This is a genomic window from Bacillus australimaris (genome assembly GCF_001307105.1).
In the GTDB taxonomy this organism is placed as follows: Bacteria; Bacillota; Bacilli; order Bacillales; family Bacillaceae; genus Bacillus; species Bacillus australimaris.
In genome coordinates this window covers 180,927-196,222 of the sequence record NZ_LGYN01000023.1, presented here as the reverse complement: position 1 = coordinate 196,222, position 15,296 = coordinate 180,927, and the positions used below count along the sequence as shown (strand labels likewise).

Below are 15,296 nucleotides of genomic sequence, written 5' to 3'. Positions count from 1 at the left end.
TTTTTCTATATAAATTGTTCACTGTTTCACAAAAACATGACAACGTTCCAGTTGATTAGCTTACTTTAAAGTGTACAGCACGTTTGATTATAGGTAAAATACATATATCGAATAGTTATTATTCCTTTTGTCTATAGGAAGGGTGAAGCATGTGGACATCAGACATTTAACATATTTTTTAGAAGTGGCGAGATTAAAAAGCTTCACGAAAGCATCCCAATCCCTTTATGTGTCACAGCCGACCATTTCCAAGATGGTCAAAAACCTAGAGGATGAGCTAGGGGTGCAGTTATTTTATCGAAATGGCCGGCAGGTCGAAATGACGGATGCTGGACAAACCATGTATACACAGGCGAGTGAAATCACACAATCATTTCAGAATTTAACGAGCGAACTAAATGATTTAATGAATGTGAAAAAAGGGCATATTCGAATTGGACTGCCGCCGATGATTGGGTCAAGTTTTTTCCCGAATGTCATGGGAGAATTCCGCCAGCAGTATCCAGATGTCACATTTCAATTGGTTGAGCACGGCTCCATTAAAGTCGAGGAAGGGGTCGAGGACGGGTCGCTTGATATTGGTGTCATTGTTCTGCCTGCAAATGATAAAATTTTTCATACGTACACCATTATTAAAGAGGACATGAAGCTTGTGACGCATCCATCCCATCCGATGGCTGGTCGCGAGGAGGTACATTTAGCTGATTTAAGGGAAGAGTCTTTTATATTCTTTAGAGAAGATTTTGTTCTGCATAGCCGGATTTTGAATGAATGTATGAATGCAGGATTCAGGCCGAATGTCATTTATGAAACGTCTCAATGGGATTTTATTAGTGAAATGGTCGCCGAAAATTTAGGGATTGGTCTTCTGCCAGAACGAATCTGCCGTGATCTTGATCCTGAAAAGGTAAAGGTCATTTCCTTAAACCCTTCAATTCCGTGGCATTTAGGTGTCATTTGGCGAAAGGACCGGTATTTGTCGTTTGCGGCAAGAGAATGGTTAAAGCATACTAAATCCTATGTATGGGATGCAGAGTAAAAGGAGGACGATACGGATGAAAACAAGCTACGCATCTTATTTATTGGAGAAGGTTCGAGCGGAAAATCCACTCGTTCATAATATCACCAATCAAGTCGTGACGAATTTTACAGCGAATGGACTGCTTGCTTTAGGCGCTTCACCAGTCATGGCAAATGCCAAAGAAGAAGTAGCTGAAATGGCGCAATTAGCGGATGCGCTTGTGCTGAATATTGGCACACTGACCAAGGAGACGGTGGAAGCCATGATCCTCGCTGGACAAGCCGCCAATGAAAAAGGTGTACCTGTTTTATTAGATCCTGTCGGCGTCGGTGCGACAACGTTTCGAAAGAACGCAGCGAAACAGCTGTTAGAGCAAGTGAACATATCGGTTGTCAGAGGAAATGCGGCTGAAGTGGCTCATTTACTTGGAGTGGATGGCTGGGAGTCCAAGGGCGTTGATGCAAAAGCGGCGAATGGGGATGCAGCGGCATTAGCCAAACAAGCGTCAATTGCACTTCAGACCGTAGTGGTGATCACAGGAAAGGTCGATGTGGTGTCAGATGGAGGTGAGGTGCTGTCCATTCATAATGGACATGAATGGCTCACCAAGGTGACGGGAACCGGCTGTTTGCTGACGTCTGTCATCGGGGCATTTTGTGCAGTAGGTGAACAGCCGCTCCATGCGTCTGCAGCTGCTTTGTTGTTTTATGGAGTTGCAGCTGAAAGGGCAGCTCAGCACACAAAGAATAAAGGACCGGGCACCTTTCAAATAGAATTGTTAAACGCACTATCACATACAAATGGTGATGATGTGGTGACACTAGGGAAAATAGGGGGAATTTCACATGACAAAGGCTGATCAACAGCAAATCAAACAGCAATTATCGGTTTATTTTATTATGGGAACAGCGAATACAACAAGACCGTCGCTTGATGTTGTGAAAGAGGCCATTCAAGGTGGAATCACCATGTTTCAATTTCGTGAAAAGGGAGAAGGAGCCTTGCAAGGTGAAGAGAAGAAACGCTTGGCTCGTCAAATTCAAGCGCTTTGCCAAGAAGCAAATGTGCCTTTTATTGTGAATGATGATGTACAGCTTGCGATAGACCTTGATGCAGATGGTGTTCATGTTGGACAGGAAGACACAAACGCACAGGACGTCAGACAAAGGATCGGCAATAAAATATTAGGCGTGTCGACACATAATCTTGATGAAGTGAAACAAGCCATGAAGGACGGAGCAGATTATGTTGGGATGGGCCCAGTCTACCCAACAGAAACAAAAAAGGATACACGCAGTGTCCAAGGGGTGTCTTTAATCACTGAAGTGCGTCGTCATGGTCTTCAAATTCCGATTGTTGGCATTGGGGGGATCACATACGACAATGCTGCACCAGTTATAAAAGCGGGGGCAGATGGCATTAGCATCATTAGCGCCATTAGCCAAAGCGCTGATCCAAAAAAAGCAGCAGAAGAACTGAAATCACTCATTGTATCAGAAAAAGCATCTCTTTGATTTAAGAAGACATGGATTGGCTCAATTCATGTCTTTTCTGTTGTCGGAGAAAATAGACAGGAGAGAAACAATTGTGTACAATCAAATAGTTCGAGTTTTTTCGAAATGACAGGTAAATAAAGGAGAATGAACATGGAAGTTCTCGATACATATTTCCGCCGATACGATGAAGCGGGAAAAGGACAGGAGCAAATGGATGAATTACTGGCATTGTTTTCTGATGATGTCATGATTGTCTTAAACGGCGACCAAAAGCCTGGCATCCAAGCGTTCACACAATTCTTGAATACATTTTTCCACGTACATGAAGACATTAAGCATATGTGGGATGGATGGATCAAAAGAGAAGACGGAAAGTATGAAACAAACTGGGCCGTTTGCGGAAAGCTATCGGATGGCCGTGTCTATACAGCAGAAGGAATTGATATTGCAGAGCTGGACGACAAAGGGAAGATCGTTTATTTAGAAAACGTTCCGAAAAACCCAGAGTTATTCCAGCGCTATTAAAAAGCCGGCTGAGAAGCCGGCTTTTCTTGATCAATCAGTATCCATATGCATGCCTGTATGTGCCTTTACTTGAATTTCCGTAAAGGTGTCTTCATCTGCTTTTTCAGACGAGAATATCGTGCCTAAGTAAGCGGCAAGGAATCCGAGTGGAATCGAGATAATCCCAGGGTTCGACAGTGGAATGAGCGGCTCCCCTGTGAAGATGGCTGCTCCCGATGGGTCCCAGACGCTTGGGCTGAGCGAGACAATGATTAATGCACTCAGAAGGCCTGTTAAGCTTCCTGCTATGGCACCCGTGGAGTTAAATCGTTTCCAAAAAACAGTGAAGATAATCAAAGGTAAATTCGCACTTGCTGCCACTGCGAAGGCAAGTGATACAAGAAAAGCGACGTTTAAGGACTGGGCAAATAATGCAAGAACGATGGAGAGAATCGCCACGCCGATTGAAGCAAAGCGTGCTGCCTTCACCTGTTCCCGTTCACTCGCTTTCCCTTTTCGGATAATTTGACTATAAAAGTCATGGGCAAATGCAGATGCAGCGGATAAAACAAGACCGGTCACTACTGCCAATATGGTCGCAAAGGCGATAGCGGAAACAAAGGCAAATAATAAATCTCCTCCAAGGGCTTGTGCGAGAAGTGGTGCGGCCATATTTCCAGCTGCATCTGCCGCTGTGATCGCTTCTGTTCCTACAAAGGCAGCAGCACCGAAGCCAAGGAAAACCGTCATTAAATAAAAAATCCCGATGATCCAAGTAGCGGAAAGAACCGATTTCCGCGCAGAAATCGCATCCTTGACTGTATAAAACCGGATTAAAATATGTGGCAAACCTGCTGTTCCAAGCACTAAGGCGAGATTGAGAGACAGGGTTTCTAAAGGTACATCATATTTATTTCCTGGCTGAAGGAATGATTCACCGAGCGGCGTCGCTGTTTTCATCTGTTCAAACATATTCAACAGACTAAAATCAAACTTTGCAAACACAAGCAGTGAAATAATTAACGTTCCAAGCATCAAAAGCACAGCCTTTGTAATCTGTACCCAGCTGGTCGCAATCATACCGCCAAATACTACATAAATGGTCATCAAGACACCTACGAGCAGCACCGCGATCCAGTAATCAATGCCAAGAAGCAGCTTAATTAATGCACCTGCTCCGACGAGCTGTGCGATCATATAAAAGGTGGAGACTGTGATTGTGTTAAAGGCAGCAACCCCTCGAATGGCAGGGCGCTTAAATCGCGCAGCAATCATATCGGCCATTGTATATTTTCCAAGATTTCGAAGCGGTTCAGCTACAACGTAAAGAACGACAAGATACGCGACTAGAAAGCCAATGCTATAGAAAAAGCCGTCAAATCCATTTAATGCGATCATTCCAGCGATCCCTAAAAATGACGCAGCAGACATATAGTCCCCAGCAATGGCAAGACCGTTTTGAAACCCAGTCAGACCTCCGCCTGCTGTGTAAAAATCACTCGCGTTGCTTGTTTTTTTCGCAGCAAAATATGTGATGACCAATGTGAGACCTACGATCGCTACGAACAAAATAAAAGCGGTCATGCTCATTCGTCATCACCTCTTGATTCAGTTTTTAAAGCGCTTACATAATTGTCGAACTTAGCTGCTTTTTTCGCATAAAGTCCACATAACACCCATGTCATGACAAATTGTGTGAGGGCGAATAACCAAGCCCATGAAACCGAGCCAATTGCTGGCGTGTTCAAAAAGGTGAAGTAGGATGTAGCAACCGGAAGTGAAAAGTAAAAGAGAAAAAAGAAAATCGTCATCGGTACGATAAATCTGCGTTTTTCCTCAAGAAGTTTTCGAAAATCCTCTGAAGCGGCAACCTTCTTATAATGAACTTTTTTGTCTGCCATTGTTTCCTCCTTTGTACGAAATAGGGACAAGGTACTCCAATGCATATGAGACGATCTGGTTGTTTATGACAGTATATCATAAAAAAGGCACCCGAAAAGGGTGCTTTTTATCGATAATTTTCAAGAAATGTTTCTCTCGCTGTTTCATATGCTTCTGCGTCGAAATGATCACCGCATTTATGAAGACACCAAGGCTCTTCTTGTCTTGCAATTCCGACCTCATAGCCCTTTTGCACAAATTCAAAGGACTGCGAGACATCATAAAAATGAAAGCCATCAAAGAGATCCTCACGCCACCTCACATCATACTGAGTCGCCATGAAAAGACCATCAATGGCCGAAGCCTTGATATAATCTTTCGCTTCAGATTGTGGACGGTCTTTTTCAAACGAAAGTAGCTGATAGGTGTCGTGGCGATATTCAATCACTTTCCCTCTGCAATCAGTACTCTCCCACCAAATCCCATTGTCAGGTACGCTTTCTGCTCCTATCACGCCAACCATGCCAAGTGATGGATTTTGTAAAAAAAGCGGGATGAGCTCAAGCAGCATATGCTGTTTGACAATCAAGGTATCCTGATGAAGGTAAATTTTAAACTGAGCTGGATGAGTGAGGGCTTCATTGTATGCGGAGGTCATGCTTGATGCATGTCTAATCGGTAAGACATCCACGTGATATCCATGAGGAGCCGGAAGTGAAGCGAGCTGCCGGAAGCATGCCTGAAACATGGACTCATCATTCACGCATAAAACAAATAGGATGGCAGGGTTACTCATTGAATGGAACCGCCTCAACCACATATTGATAAGCTGTAGCGGCCTCGTGAAAATCAGAACGAATGCCGTGTTTCATCAGTAATGCATGTAGGTCATTCAATACGTTTGTGTAGGATGGGTGCTGGACGCGAATGGCCTCGAGGCTGCGAATACGAAAACCTGCTGAATGAAAGAGTGCATGTATTTCATGAAGGGTAAAGAAACGTAAATGAGTTTGATCCATTAACCCTGCATCCGTATAAGTAAATCTGCCGGCCAGTAATTCTAAAACCGTTGAAATATGGCCGATATTTGGAATAGATGACAGAATAGCACCCTCTTTTTTGAGGAAGGGTTTCACCTTTTTTAAAACGGCCCACGGGTCTAATAAATGTTCGAGGACATCCCCGAAAATGATACAGTCAAATTGTTCATGTTCATAAGGAAGAGCCATCTGTTCAATATTTCCGAAGAGAACATGATCTAGTTCTTGCTCCGCCTCTTTTGCTGCATCCTCAAATGATTCAATGCCACAGATGGTCCGGCCATTTTGTTTCAGGACTTTGCCAAGCTTGCCTGTGCCGCATCCGATATCCAATAAAGACGTCCATTCCTCACGAATAAGGCTGACGATGACCGGGTTTACCCCATGATAATACTGATCCTTTTTTTGGTGATAATATGAAAGGGAATCTGAACTCACGCTCTACCCACCTTTCTGTTTTCTCGTTGTCTCATGCTTAATATATGGGGTGGCAGCTTGGTTTTATAACGAGAGAAGGACAATTTTCATGAATGGCAGCTAAAAAGGAATCGTATAAAGAACGGGAAACGGACTGTCCTCCTAATATAGAAAGACAGAACCCCATTGGTGGAAGGGATTGGTATGGAGAGGTGTGCATTTATTGTAGCGTATCGTCATGAAAGGATTTTCAAAAGGTCAATTGACAGGTTAGAACTTTTAGCCAAAGCAGTCTGAAAGACAAAGGATAACGGCGTTGATTTACGGTTTGTTTATCATCTTCTGATCACCGTTGGATGTTAAAAAAGCTTGTATTTCTTCGATGCCTAGTCCAATTTTTTTCGCTTCCTGAATCAAATAAACCCACTCTTCGTCAACTCTTCTTTTCACTTGCGTATCCATAATATCCTCCAGTTCAATAAGACATATTCACTGCAACCAATGACTTGAACAAACCGTCTAGTAACTGTACGTGTGGTTGAAAACAGCGCAAAATAGATTTTTGTCGAAAAATGATGACATTTAACCTATTTTGTAAAATCTATTACCTACCACGTCCCTAAAAAAATGACTAAAAAACCCAAAAATATTGATTTCGTCCTTCTAATAATAAACAATTGTAAAGTCAGTTGAAAGATTATAAATTAAAATAATGATAAAGACCTAAATCTTTTGACTTATATAAACCAATTAGGTTGACATCTGCCATCGAGTAGAACAAATTTCATCTTTGCAGGACATACATATTGTTCGTTTGGGAAGTTCTTCTCAAGATGGTATTCTAAAAGAAATAGAAATCAACAAGAAGGAATGAAGAAAGACATGTATAGCCTTTTTCAAAAGTACCGAGAAGTTGTCATGTATCTTGTGATGGGTGTGTGTACAACCATTGTCAACATCGTCAGCTTCTATATATTCGTTGAGATATTTTCCATGGATTACAAAATAGCTACGGTTGTTTCATGGGTATTTGCTGTTCTCTTTGCTTATATCACCAATAAGAAGTATGTCTTCAAGCAAAAGGCTCGTGATACAAAAAGCCTCATGCGTGAGCTTTCTTCATTTTTTAGTGTCCGTCTCATGTCTCTAGGTGTAGATCTGGGGCTGATGATTTTATTTGTGAGCCAAATGGCGCTCGATGAAACTGTCGCAAAAATTCTCGTCAACTTTGTGATAGTAGTGGTCAATTATGTCGCCAGTAAGTGGTTCGTCTTCAAGAAAACAAAAGAAGATGCGATTTAACACATTAAAAAGATAGGTGATGTGAAATGAGCAGCAGGCCAGACGACTTATATGATGCCATATATCAACAAACAGAAAAGCAGCATGAACAAGTGCTGAGGCTAGTCAAAGAAATGACCGCACATCCAGAAGCGTTTTCAGAACAAGAAAAGGAAAAGGTCAACAGAATGGACATTGCACTTCAAACAGCAACGGACATTTTAGAAAACTTAATGACCCCTGACACGCAAATGACCATTGTTTTAAGACAAGGGAGAATTCATGTTGACCTGACGAAAGCGTAAAAGAAGCAGCCGATGATGAAGCGGCTGCTTTTTATTATGCATCGCTTGTTTCCCGCAGTTGCTTTGGAGACATGCCGATTTTTTTTCGAAAGACTTTATTCAAGTAATTCGCATTTCGGTAGCCGCACTGTATGGCGATTTCTTCAATCGAATATTTCGTTGTTTTCAGTAACGTTTCCGCCTTTTCTAACCGAATATTGGTTAAATAGTGAATCGGTGTGAAGCCAGTGGCCTTTTTGAATTCCCTCGTAAAATGACTTTTGGATAAACGTGCCGCAGCTGCCATATCGTCTGGGCCGATTTCCTCGTGAAAATGATGGCTGGCAAACAAGGCCGCTTGGACGATAGGCTCAGGCCATTTCTCCATTTGTCCCTCAAGCTTTGGCAAATATGAATACAGTTCCATGACAAATTGATAAGCAAGGCTAGACCCCTCAAATGGATTGGTAATCCGTCTTTCACTGGCTTCATCATAAATTTTCTTCAGCAGGCGGATCGGTTTGGAATTTGGATGAAAACGCATGACCTGCTTGCCTTGATCTATAAATTGGTCAAAGCAAAGATCACAGGCTTCCCCATAAAGCGTCAAATAGAGAAATTCCCAATGCTCACTGTCCTCTGGAAAATAGTATTGATAGGCACTTGGACTTTTCACAAGAAAGGCTTGCCCCGGCAATACTTTGAACCTCTTCTGTCCGATTTCAATCATGCCATGCCCAGACAGTGTGAGCTGAAAGATGCACTTGCCCTGATCCTTCCGCTCCACACCATTCCAGCTGTATAACGAAGATGATTGAACTTCCCAGCCAACAGACCATATTTGTGCCGGCAATGTAACATCAGAATGGTGAAAACGAAATGCAAATGCTTCCTTCTTCAAATTGGACATCCTCCTTCACAGCAAAAAACAACCTTTTTCTATTTTGAATCATGGTAAACCTCATATCACATCGTACCATTCACAGCAAAAAAAGGGTATTTTTTAACGATTTTTTTACCATTGAACTTCCGTTATTTCGGCAACTAAAATAAGAGTATCAGAAGAGAAAAGGAGAATGGATATGATCGATACGTTACGCGCGGCATTTCACCAGCAGTTTGGAGTTAAAGAAGAACTTCGTTATTTTTTTGCACCAGGAAGAGTGAACTTGATTGGTGAACATACAGATTACAATGGAGGTCATGTTTTCCCTTGTGCGCTCACGCTCGGTACATATGCTGTATGTGCAAAGCGGTCAGATGGCCGCGTGAGAATGTATTCCTTAAATTTTGCTGACGATGGTGTGAAAGAATTTGACCTTTTTGAAATCGCTTACGTAGAATCAGACGGCTGGTCGAATTATCCGAAGGGTGTGTTCCATCAGTTTATAGAAGCAGGAATGAAGATAGAAGAAGGCTTTGACATTGTATATGGCGGCAATATTCCCAATGGTGCCGGTCTGTCTTCTTCAGCTTCGATCGAGCTTGTCACTGCCGTCTTCATCAATGAATGGCTTTCATTTGGCGTATCAAATGTCGATCTTGCCCTCCTTTCACAGCGTGCAGAAAATGAGTTTATTGGCGTCAATTGCGGCATCATGGATCAGTTTTCGATTGCTCTTGGAAAAGAAGATCATGCCATTTTGCTCAACTGCGACACCCTTGATTTTGAATACAGCCCATTTCGGCAAGAGGGGCTGGCGCTTGTTATTGCCAATACAAACAAAAAGCGGACACTGGCAGATTCCAAATACAATGAACGCCGGTCCGAGTGTCAATCAGCATTAAACGATTTACGAAAAGAAATTGACATTGCCCATTTATGTGAGCTCACTGCGGATGAATTTGCCGAGCATGCCCACTTGATTGAGGATGAAACATGCCGCAGACGTGCAAGACACGTGGTGACAGAAAATGAACGGACGATGAAAGCAGTCAATTATCTGAAAGATGATAGAATGGAAGAAATAGGTGCGCTTATGAAGGCTTCTCACCTTTCTTTAAAGAATGATTATGAAGTGACTGGATTTGAACTAGATACATTGGCAGAAGCCGCTTGGCTCCATCCTGGGACAATTGGTTCCCGTATGACTGGTGCTGGTTTTGGCGGCTGTACAATCAGCATTGTGAGAGAAAACCAGCTGGCTTCATTTATAGAAGAAACGGGTGCGATTTATCAAGAGAAGACGGGCATTCAAGCCTCCTTTTATACAGCTGGAATTGGAGGCGGCGCAAGAGAACTCACGAAGGAGGAAGTATGATGACCATTTTAGTGTGTGGAGGAGCAGGGTACATTGGCAGTCATGCGGTAGCGGCTCTTTTAGCGAAAGGTGAACAAGTGGTGGTAGTTGATAATTTGCAGACAGGCCACAAAGAAGCTGTTTTGGAAGGAGCAGTCTTAGAAGAGGGAGACTTACGAGATCAAGCCTTTTTAAGACAGGTATTTAAAACGCATCCGATAGAAGCGGTCATGCACTTTGCCGCAGATTCACTTGTCGGTGAGAGTGTGACAGACCCGCTGAAGTACTATGATAATAACGTTGGAGGAGCAACAGCTTTACTTCAGGTTATGAATGAATTTGATGTGAAACATATCGTCTTCTCTTCAACTGCAGCTGCGTATGGTGAACCAAAGCGTGTGCCGATTGTTGAAACGGATGAGACGAATCCAACGAATCCTTATGGAGAAACGAAACTGGCGATTGAAAAAATACTGAAATGGTCTGAGCAAGCATATGGCATAGAATACGTGGTGCTTCGCTACTTTAATGTAGCTGGCGCTCATACAGAAGGACTTGTCGGAGAGGATCATCAGCCTGAGACGCATCTTATTCCAATCATTTTACAAGTCGCTTTAGGGAAAAGGGATCAAATCATGATCTATGGTGATGATTATGAGACAGAGGACGGCACGTGTATTAGAGATTACATTCATGTCGTGGACTTAGTAGAGGCACACATCTTAGCTGTGGAAAGGCTACGCGCTGGAAAAGGAAGCGCAACATATAACTTAGGAAATGGAACAGGATTCTCCGTAAAGCAGGTAGTAGATGCTGTCAGAAACGTCACGGGGCATACCATCCCAGCACAGGTGGCTAAAAGACGTGCAGGAGATCCAGCAAAGCTGATTGCTTCATCTGAAAAAGCGCTGCAAGAATTAGGATGGACACCTCAATATGCTGACCTTCACACCATCATTCAAAGTGCGTGGGATTGGTTTCAGAAGCATCCAGATGGCTACCAGAGTAAATAACGCGTAACAGGCAGGCAAGAGAGGGGACAGAGGGAATGGCGATTGATATTTTTGAAAAGCTGGAACAGCTGATTCAATACGGAATCACACAAGAGCTGATCACATCACTAGATATCGATTATACGAGGAATCGACTGCTTGAGGTGCTTGGGCTCGATGACGCTGAAGCAAGAGTGGTTTCAGGTGGCGACGATCTTGAAGACATCTTAATGCCGATGCTGGATTGGGCAGTAGAAACTGGTCTTATTCCTGAGGGGACGGATACGTATCGTGATTTACTAGATGCGAAAATCATGGGCTGCTTGGTGGCGCCTCCAAGTGTCATCTATGCGAAGTTTGAAGAGAAACGACAGCATGAGGGACCTGAGGCGGCGACAAGCTGGTTCTATGAGATGCAGCAGCATGCACACTATATTCATACAGGCAGAATCGCCAAAAATGTACAGTGGTTTACACCAACAGATGATGGTGTACTGGAGATCACAATTAATCTATCGAAACCGGAAAAGGATCCAAAAGCAATTGCTGAAGCCAAGAAGCTTACTGAAAAGCAATATCCTCTTTGTCTCCTTTGTAAAGAAAACGTTGGGTTTGGGGGGCGGATCAACCATCCAGCAAGACAGAATCACCGGATCATTCCTGTGACACTCACAGATGAATCGTGGTTTCTACAATTTTCACCTTATGTGTATTACAACGAGCATTGCATTGTGTTTAAGGGTGAACATGAGCCGATGAGCATCACCAAAAAGACCTTTGAACGACTGCTTTCTTTCATATTTATATATCCGCACTATTTCATCGGATCCAATGCCGACCTTCCGATTGTCGGGGGCAGTATATTAAGTCATGACCATTTCCAGGGCGGTGCGCATGAATTTCCGATGGCGAAAGCAGAGATGGAAGATGTCTTTTCTCTTAAAGCCTTTCCGAATGTCAGGGCTGGCATTGTAAAATGGCCGATGTCTGTCATCCGCCTTCGCAGCAGCGACAGGCAGATGCTTGCAGACGCCGCAGACTTTATTTTAAACGAGTGGAAAGTGTATTCAGACGAAGAAGTAGGGTTGATCGCTCATACAGGAGAGACGCCGCATAATACGATTACACCAATTGCACGCCGCCATGGAGAAGACTATGAATTAGATCTAGTGCTTCGTAATAATCGTACAAACAAGCAGCACCCAGACGGAATTTTCCACCCGCACGAAGAAGTCCATCATATTAAAAAAGAGAATATCGGATTAATTGAAGTGATGGGTCTCGCGGTTCTTCCTGGTAGATTAGCAGAGGAATTAAGCCTATTAAAAGAAGCGCTTCTATCTAAAAACCCTCTTGAAGAAATCAAAGCCCGCCCTGCTATCACGAAACACGAAACTTGGGCAAAGCGTCTGCTTGAAGAGAACACCTTTACAGAGGACAATACAGAAGTCATTTTACAAAAAGAAATTGGCTTGATTTTTTCTCGTATTCTCTCACAGGCGGGTGTGTTTAAAAGAACTGAGCAAGGGAAAACAGCTTTTAAACGTTTCATTCAAACACTCCATATAGGCAGGTGATTAGATGATTGAACAAGTAAGAACCTTAATGGAAGAAAAACAGCTAGACGGTGTCTTGATTCAAAAGCGAAATAACTTCTCCTGGCTGACAGGCGGAAGAAGAAATCACATTGTGTTAAACACGCCAGAGGGCGTGTGCAAGCTGCTCGTGTTAAAAGATGATATCGTCCTCATTGTGAATCAAATGGAAGAAAAGCGGATCATTGAAGAAGAAATGGCGTATATCGATCACCCCTTTCAAGTGGTGACAATGGATTGGTTTGAGGATGATACGGCATACATTCAAACATTTACAAAGAACAAACGAATGGGGTCAGACATTCAAATGGAAGGGTTCGAATGGATCGAGCCAGATTTGTCGCATGCCCGATCGATTCTTCCCGCATCACAGCTCAGCCAATACGAAACGCTTTGTCATGAAACAGCGGTCATTGTAGAGAGTGTCTGTAAAGAAATCGTTCCGGGACAGACGGAGCACGAAATCGCTTCGCTTGTGGCTCAAAAAGCGATCGCGCAGGGAATGACAATAGAAGTGCTGCTTGTGGCGACAGATGACCGCATTCATCAGTACCGTCATCCGATTCCAACAGAAAAAGCACTTCAAAAGCACGCACTTGTTGTCCTTTGTGCTGAACGGCATGGACTCGTGGCGAATGTCACAAGGTCTGTTTACTTCGGTCAGCTTCCAAAGGAGCTTGAAGAGAACAAAGAGCGGCTTGCACGGATTGACACGGTCATGAATGCTGCCACGCGTCCAGGTAAGACATTGGGAGATGTACTGCAAGCAGGTATTGCTCAGTATGAAAAAGAAGGCTTCCCTGATAGCTGGAAAAAGCTTCATCAAGGGGGAAAGACAGGCTTTGTATCTAGAGAAATCATTGCTGTTCCTTCATCGAAGGAAGAAATTCAGCTTCATCAAGTGTTTACATGGAATCCATCATTGCCTGGATTGAAGTCAGAGGATACGATGGTCGTAGAGAAAGAGGGGACCCGCTTTTTAACTTATACAGGCAAGTGGACATACATTGACATTGAACATGAAGGGGAAATCTATAGACGACCAGATATTTTGGTTAGAAGTGAATAAATGCAGAATGCCGGCGCTGAGCCGGTTTTTTGCTGGAAGTCATTAGCGGGATTCCACATAATTCATCATGATTACCAATTCTTACAGCGCATAGACTGAGGATCGACACTTTCTTTTCTTGTCAACTTGCGTTAAAATAAGTAAGGTTTTTGTTAAATGTAGGGATACCTATTTTAAAATTGTTTACCTAGATAAAATTTCATTAAGTTAAATTGAAATTTGACCAAACTTTTTTATTGTGGTAAACCTAAATTTGACAAAGTTCTTGATTGTTTGTCCTTTGCCTTCAACTCTCAACTTTTCAAAATCCTAGAAATTTATTGTGTGTGCAATAATATAAATTTATGTCGAATTTATGACATTTTAAAAGAAATCTGTTGAAAAATAAATGAACTTTTGAAAAAAGGGAAGCTAACTCTAACAGATTTTGATAGCATTACAAAGGGAAGAAAAGTTTTCGAAGGCAGATGGCTTTTCACAATTATTCAGCAATTTATACATTAATAAAGGAAGGATGGTGATCTTCTTGTTCAGAGTAATTAAACCTATGCTTTTATTAGCGATGCTCGTGAGTGTTTTTGTATTAGGAGGTTGCAGCAATATCGCTGTTTTAGATCCTAAAGGACCAGTTGCAGCACAACAAAAAGACTTAATCCTTTTATCTATCGGATTTATGCTCTTTATCGTTGGTGCGGTATTTGTACTGTTTACCATCATTTTGGTTAAATACCGTGAGCGCAAGGACGTTGGAAACGCCTCTTATAACCCAGAGCTACACGGGAATACGCTTCTAGAAGTTATCTGGACAGTGATCCCAATATTAATCGTTGCTGCCCTTTCGATTCCAACTGTAAAAACAATTTACTCTTTGGAAGAGGCACCTCAAGCAACAAGCCATAAAGATCCACTTGTCGTTTATGCGACAGCTGTTGATTGGAAATGGATCTTCAGCTATCCAGAAGAAAATATTGAGACAGTGAACTACTTAAACATTCCAAAAGATCAGCCAGTTTTATTCAAAATCACTTCCGCTGATACAATGGCATCACTATGGATTCCTCAGCTAGGCGGGGAGAAGTATGCGATGGCGGGAATGGAAATGGAACAATATCTTCAAGCTGATCAAGTAGGCACATATCAAGGAAGAAACGCCAACTTTACAGGCGAGGGCTTTGCTCAGCAAAAATTCAAAGTCAATGCGATGACGCAGTCTGACTATGATAAATGGGTAAACAAAACAAAGAAAGAAGCACCAAAGTTAACGAAGAAAACGTATGACTATTTGATGCTTCCTGATGCTGCAGATGTGCAGACATTCTCATCAACACATTTATCCTTTGCGAAGCACGGAGAGGATTCTGAATACGCACTCCAAGCACGCAAACGTTTAGGTTATCAAGCAGTTTCTCCGCATTCCAAGACAGATCCTTTCGAGAATGTGAAGAACTATAAAAGAAAACTAGAAGCAGAATAAAC

General features: G+C 42.7%; 17 protein-coding genes. 11 read left to right on the top strand and 6 right to left on the bottom strand.

Annotated features, from left to right (window positions below; translation table 11 throughout):
- The first annotated feature begins 151 nt into the window (after positions 1-151).
- The 4 genes from cidR to AKG37_RS10375 all read left to right on the top strand — a co-directional run bounded on the left by cidR (position 152) and on the right by AKG37_RS10375 (position 3,042).
- A complete protein-coding gene (gene cidR / locus AKG37_RS10390) occupies positions 152-1,039 on the top strand; it encodes a cidABC operon transcriptional activator CidR (protein WP_060698736.1) in 888 nt (295 codons plus the stop codon).
- 16 nt (positions 1,040-1,055) lie between these two features.
- Positions 1,056-1,880, top strand: a complete 825-nt coding sequence (thiM, locus tag AKG37_RS10385) for a hydroxyethylthiazole kinase (RefSeq protein WP_060698735.1) — start codon at positions 1,056-1,058, stop codon at positions 1,878-1,880.
- The gene (gene thiE / locus AKG37_RS10380) at positions 1,867-2,535 is read left to right on the top strand and encodes a thiamine phosphate synthase (protein WP_060698734.1); all 669 of its coding nucleotides are present in this window, start codon (positions 1,867-1,869) and stop codon (positions 2,533-2,535) included. The genes thiM and thiE overlap by 14 nt, the downstream gene beginning before the upstream one ends.
- Before the next feature lie 132 nt (positions 2,536-2,667).
- Positions 2,668-3,042: a nuclear transport factor 2 family protein gene (locus AKG37_RS10375; RefSeq protein ID WP_060698733.1), complete on the top strand. Its 375-nt coding sequence runs from the start codon at positions 2,668-2,670 to the stop codon at positions 3,040-3,042.
- A 30-nt stretch (positions 3,043-3,072) separates the two neighbouring features.
- On the opposite strand, the gene AKG37_RS10370 is transcribed toward AKG37_RS10375, so the two are convergent.
- The 5 genes from AKG37_RS10370 to AKG37_RS10350 form a co-directional block, all read right to left on the bottom strand.
- Positions 3,073-4,611 (bottom strand): solute symporter family protein, encoded by a 1,539-nt coding sequence (locus AKG37_RS10370; RefSeq protein ID WP_060698732.1) that lies wholly within the window; start codon positions 4,609-4,611, stop codon positions 3,073-3,075.
- On the bottom strand, positions 4,608-4,922 hold the full coding sequence (locus AKG37_RS10365; RefSeq protein ID WP_060698731.1) for a DUF485 domain-containing protein: 315 nt from the start codon (positions 4,920-4,922) through the stop codon (positions 4,608-4,610). The genes AKG37_RS10370 and AKG37_RS10365 overlap by 4 nt, the downstream gene beginning before the upstream one ends.
- Before the next feature lie 107 nt (positions 4,923-5,029).
- Positions 5,030-5,698 (bottom strand): glycosyltransferase family protein, encoded by a 669-nt coding sequence (locus AKG37_RS10360; RefSeq protein WP_060698730.1) that lies wholly within the window; start codon positions 5,696-5,698, stop codon positions 5,030-5,032.
- A complete protein-coding gene (locus AKG37_RS10355) occupies positions 5,691-6,380 on the bottom strand; it encodes a class I SAM-dependent methyltransferase (RefSeq protein WP_060698729.1) in 690 nt (229 codons plus the stop codon). The genes AKG37_RS10360 and AKG37_RS10355 overlap by 8 nt, the downstream gene beginning before the upstream one ends.
- 300 nt (positions 6,381-6,680) lie before the next feature.
- Complete coding sequence (locus AKG37_RS10350) at positions 6,681-6,821, bottom strand: anti-repressor SinI family protein (protein ID WP_008345506.1); 141 nt, start codon at positions 6,819-6,821, stop codon at positions 6,681-6,683.
- 456 nt (positions 6,822-7,277) lie between these two features.
- On the opposite strand from AKG37_RS10350, the gene AKG37_RS10345 reads away from it, so the two are divergent.
- Both AKG37_RS10345 and AKG37_RS10340 read left to right on the top strand, forming a co-directional pair.
- Positions 7,278-7,661: a GtrA family protein gene (locus AKG37_RS10345; RefSeq protein ID WP_060698976.1), complete on the top strand. Its 384-nt coding sequence runs from the start codon at positions 7,278-7,280 to the stop codon at positions 7,659-7,661.
- A 26-nt stretch (positions 7,662-7,687) separates the two neighbouring features.
- Positions 7,688-7,945: a hypothetical protein gene (locus AKG37_RS10340; RefSeq protein WP_060698728.1), complete on the top strand. Its 258-nt coding sequence runs from the start codon at positions 7,688-7,690 to the stop codon at positions 7,943-7,945.
- A 34-nt stretch (positions 7,946-7,979) separates the two neighbouring features.
- On the opposite strand, the gene AKG37_RS10335 is transcribed toward AKG37_RS10340, so the two are convergent.
- Positions 7,980-8,825: an AraC family transcriptional regulator gene (locus AKG37_RS10335; RefSeq protein ID WP_007497828.1), complete on the bottom strand. Its 846-nt coding sequence runs from the start codon at positions 8,823-8,825 to the stop codon at positions 7,980-7,982.
- A 181-nt stretch (positions 8,826-9,006) separates the two neighbouring features.
- Between AKG37_RS10335 and AKG37_RS10330 the strand changes: the two genes are divergently transcribed.
- The 5 genes from AKG37_RS10330 (at position 9,007) to qoxA (ending at position 15,294) form a co-directional block, all read left to right on the top strand.
- A complete protein-coding gene (locus AKG37_RS10330) occupies positions 9,007-10,185 on the top strand; it encodes a galactokinase (protein ID WP_060698727.1) in 1,179 nt (392 codons plus the stop codon).
- Positions 10,185-11,177, top strand: coding sequence for a UDP-glucose 4-epimerase GalE (galE, locus tag AKG37_RS10325; protein ID WP_060698726.1), 993 nt, complete (start codon positions 10,185-10,187; stop codon positions 11,175-11,177). Before AKG37_RS10330 ends, galE begins: the two co-directional genes overlap by 1 nt.
- Positions 11,178-11,212: 35 nt before the next feature.
- Positions 11,213-12,733 carry a UDP-glucose--hexose-1-phosphate uridylyltransferase gene (galT, locus tag AKG37_RS10320; RefSeq protein ID WP_060698725.1) on the top strand — a complete coding sequence of 507 codons (1,521 nt, stop codon included), beginning with the start codon at positions 11,213-11,215 and terminating at the stop codon, positions 12,731-12,733.
- A gap of 4 nt (positions 12,734-12,737) precedes the next feature.
- Entirely contained in the window at positions 12,738-13,820 is a 1,083-nt protein-coding gene (locus AKG37_RS10315) for a M24 family metallopeptidase (RefSeq protein WP_060698724.1), read from the top strand.
- 517 nt (positions 13,821-14,337) lie between these two features.
- Positions 14,338-15,294: a cytochrome aa3 quinol oxidase subunit II gene (qoxA, locus tag AKG37_RS10310; protein WP_149865085.1), complete on the top strand. Its 957-nt coding sequence runs from the start codon at positions 14,338-14,340 to the stop codon at positions 15,292-15,294.
- Positions 15,295-15,296 lie beyond the last annotated feature (2 nt).

Bases quoted from the DNA above. Each gene is read 5' to 3' on its own strand.
- AKG37_RS10330 (WP_060698727.1), top strand. From the start codon at position 9,007: ATGATCGATACGTTACGCGCGGCATTTCACCAGCAGTTTGGAGTTAAA.
- AKG37_RS10350 (WP_008345506.1), bottom strand. From the start codon at position 6,821: ATGGATACGCAAGTGAAAAGAAGAGTTGACGAAGAGTGGGTTTATTTG.
- AKG37_RS10340 (WP_060698728.1), top strand. From the start codon at position 7,688: ATGAGCAGCAGGCCAGACGACTTATATGATGCCATATATCAACAAACA.
- galE (WP_060698726.1), top strand. From the start codon at position 10,185: ATGACCATTTTAGTGTGTGGAGGAGCAGGGTACATTGGCAGTCATGCG.
- thiM (WP_060698735.1), top strand. From the start codon at position 1,056: ATGAAAACAAGCTACGCATCTTATTTATTGGAGAAGGTTCGAGCGGAA.
- AKG37_RS10365 (WP_060698731.1), bottom strand. From the start codon at position 4,922: ATGGCAGACAAAAAAGTTCATTATAAGAAGGTTGCCGCTTCAGAGGAT.
- AKG37_RS10315 (WP_060698724.1), top strand. From the start codon at position 12,738: ATGATTGAACAAGTAAGAACCTTAATGGAAGAAAAACAGCTAGACGGT.
- AKG37_RS10345 (WP_060698976.1), top strand. From the start codon at position 7,278: ATGTATCTTGTGATGGGTGTGTGTACAACCATTGTCAACATCGTCAGC.
- thiE (WP_060698734.1), top strand. From the start codon at position 1,867: ATGACAAAGGCTGATCAACAGCAAATCAAACAGCAATTATCGGTTTAT.
- AKG37_RS10370 (WP_060698732.1), bottom strand. From the start codon at position 4,611: ATGAGCATGACCGCTTTTATTTTGTTCGTAGCGATCGTAGGTCTCACA.
- AKG37_RS10360 (WP_060698730.1), bottom strand. From the start codon at position 5,698: ATGAGTAACCCTGCCATCCTATTTGTTTTATGCGTGAATGATGAGTCC.
- AKG37_RS10375 (WP_060698733.1), top strand. From the start codon at position 2,668: ATGGAAGTTCTCGATACATATTTCCGCCGATACGATGAAGCGGGAAAA.
- galT (WP_060698725.1), top strand. From the start codon at position 11,213: ATGGCGATTGATATTTTTGAAAAGCTGGAACAGCTGATTCAATACGGA.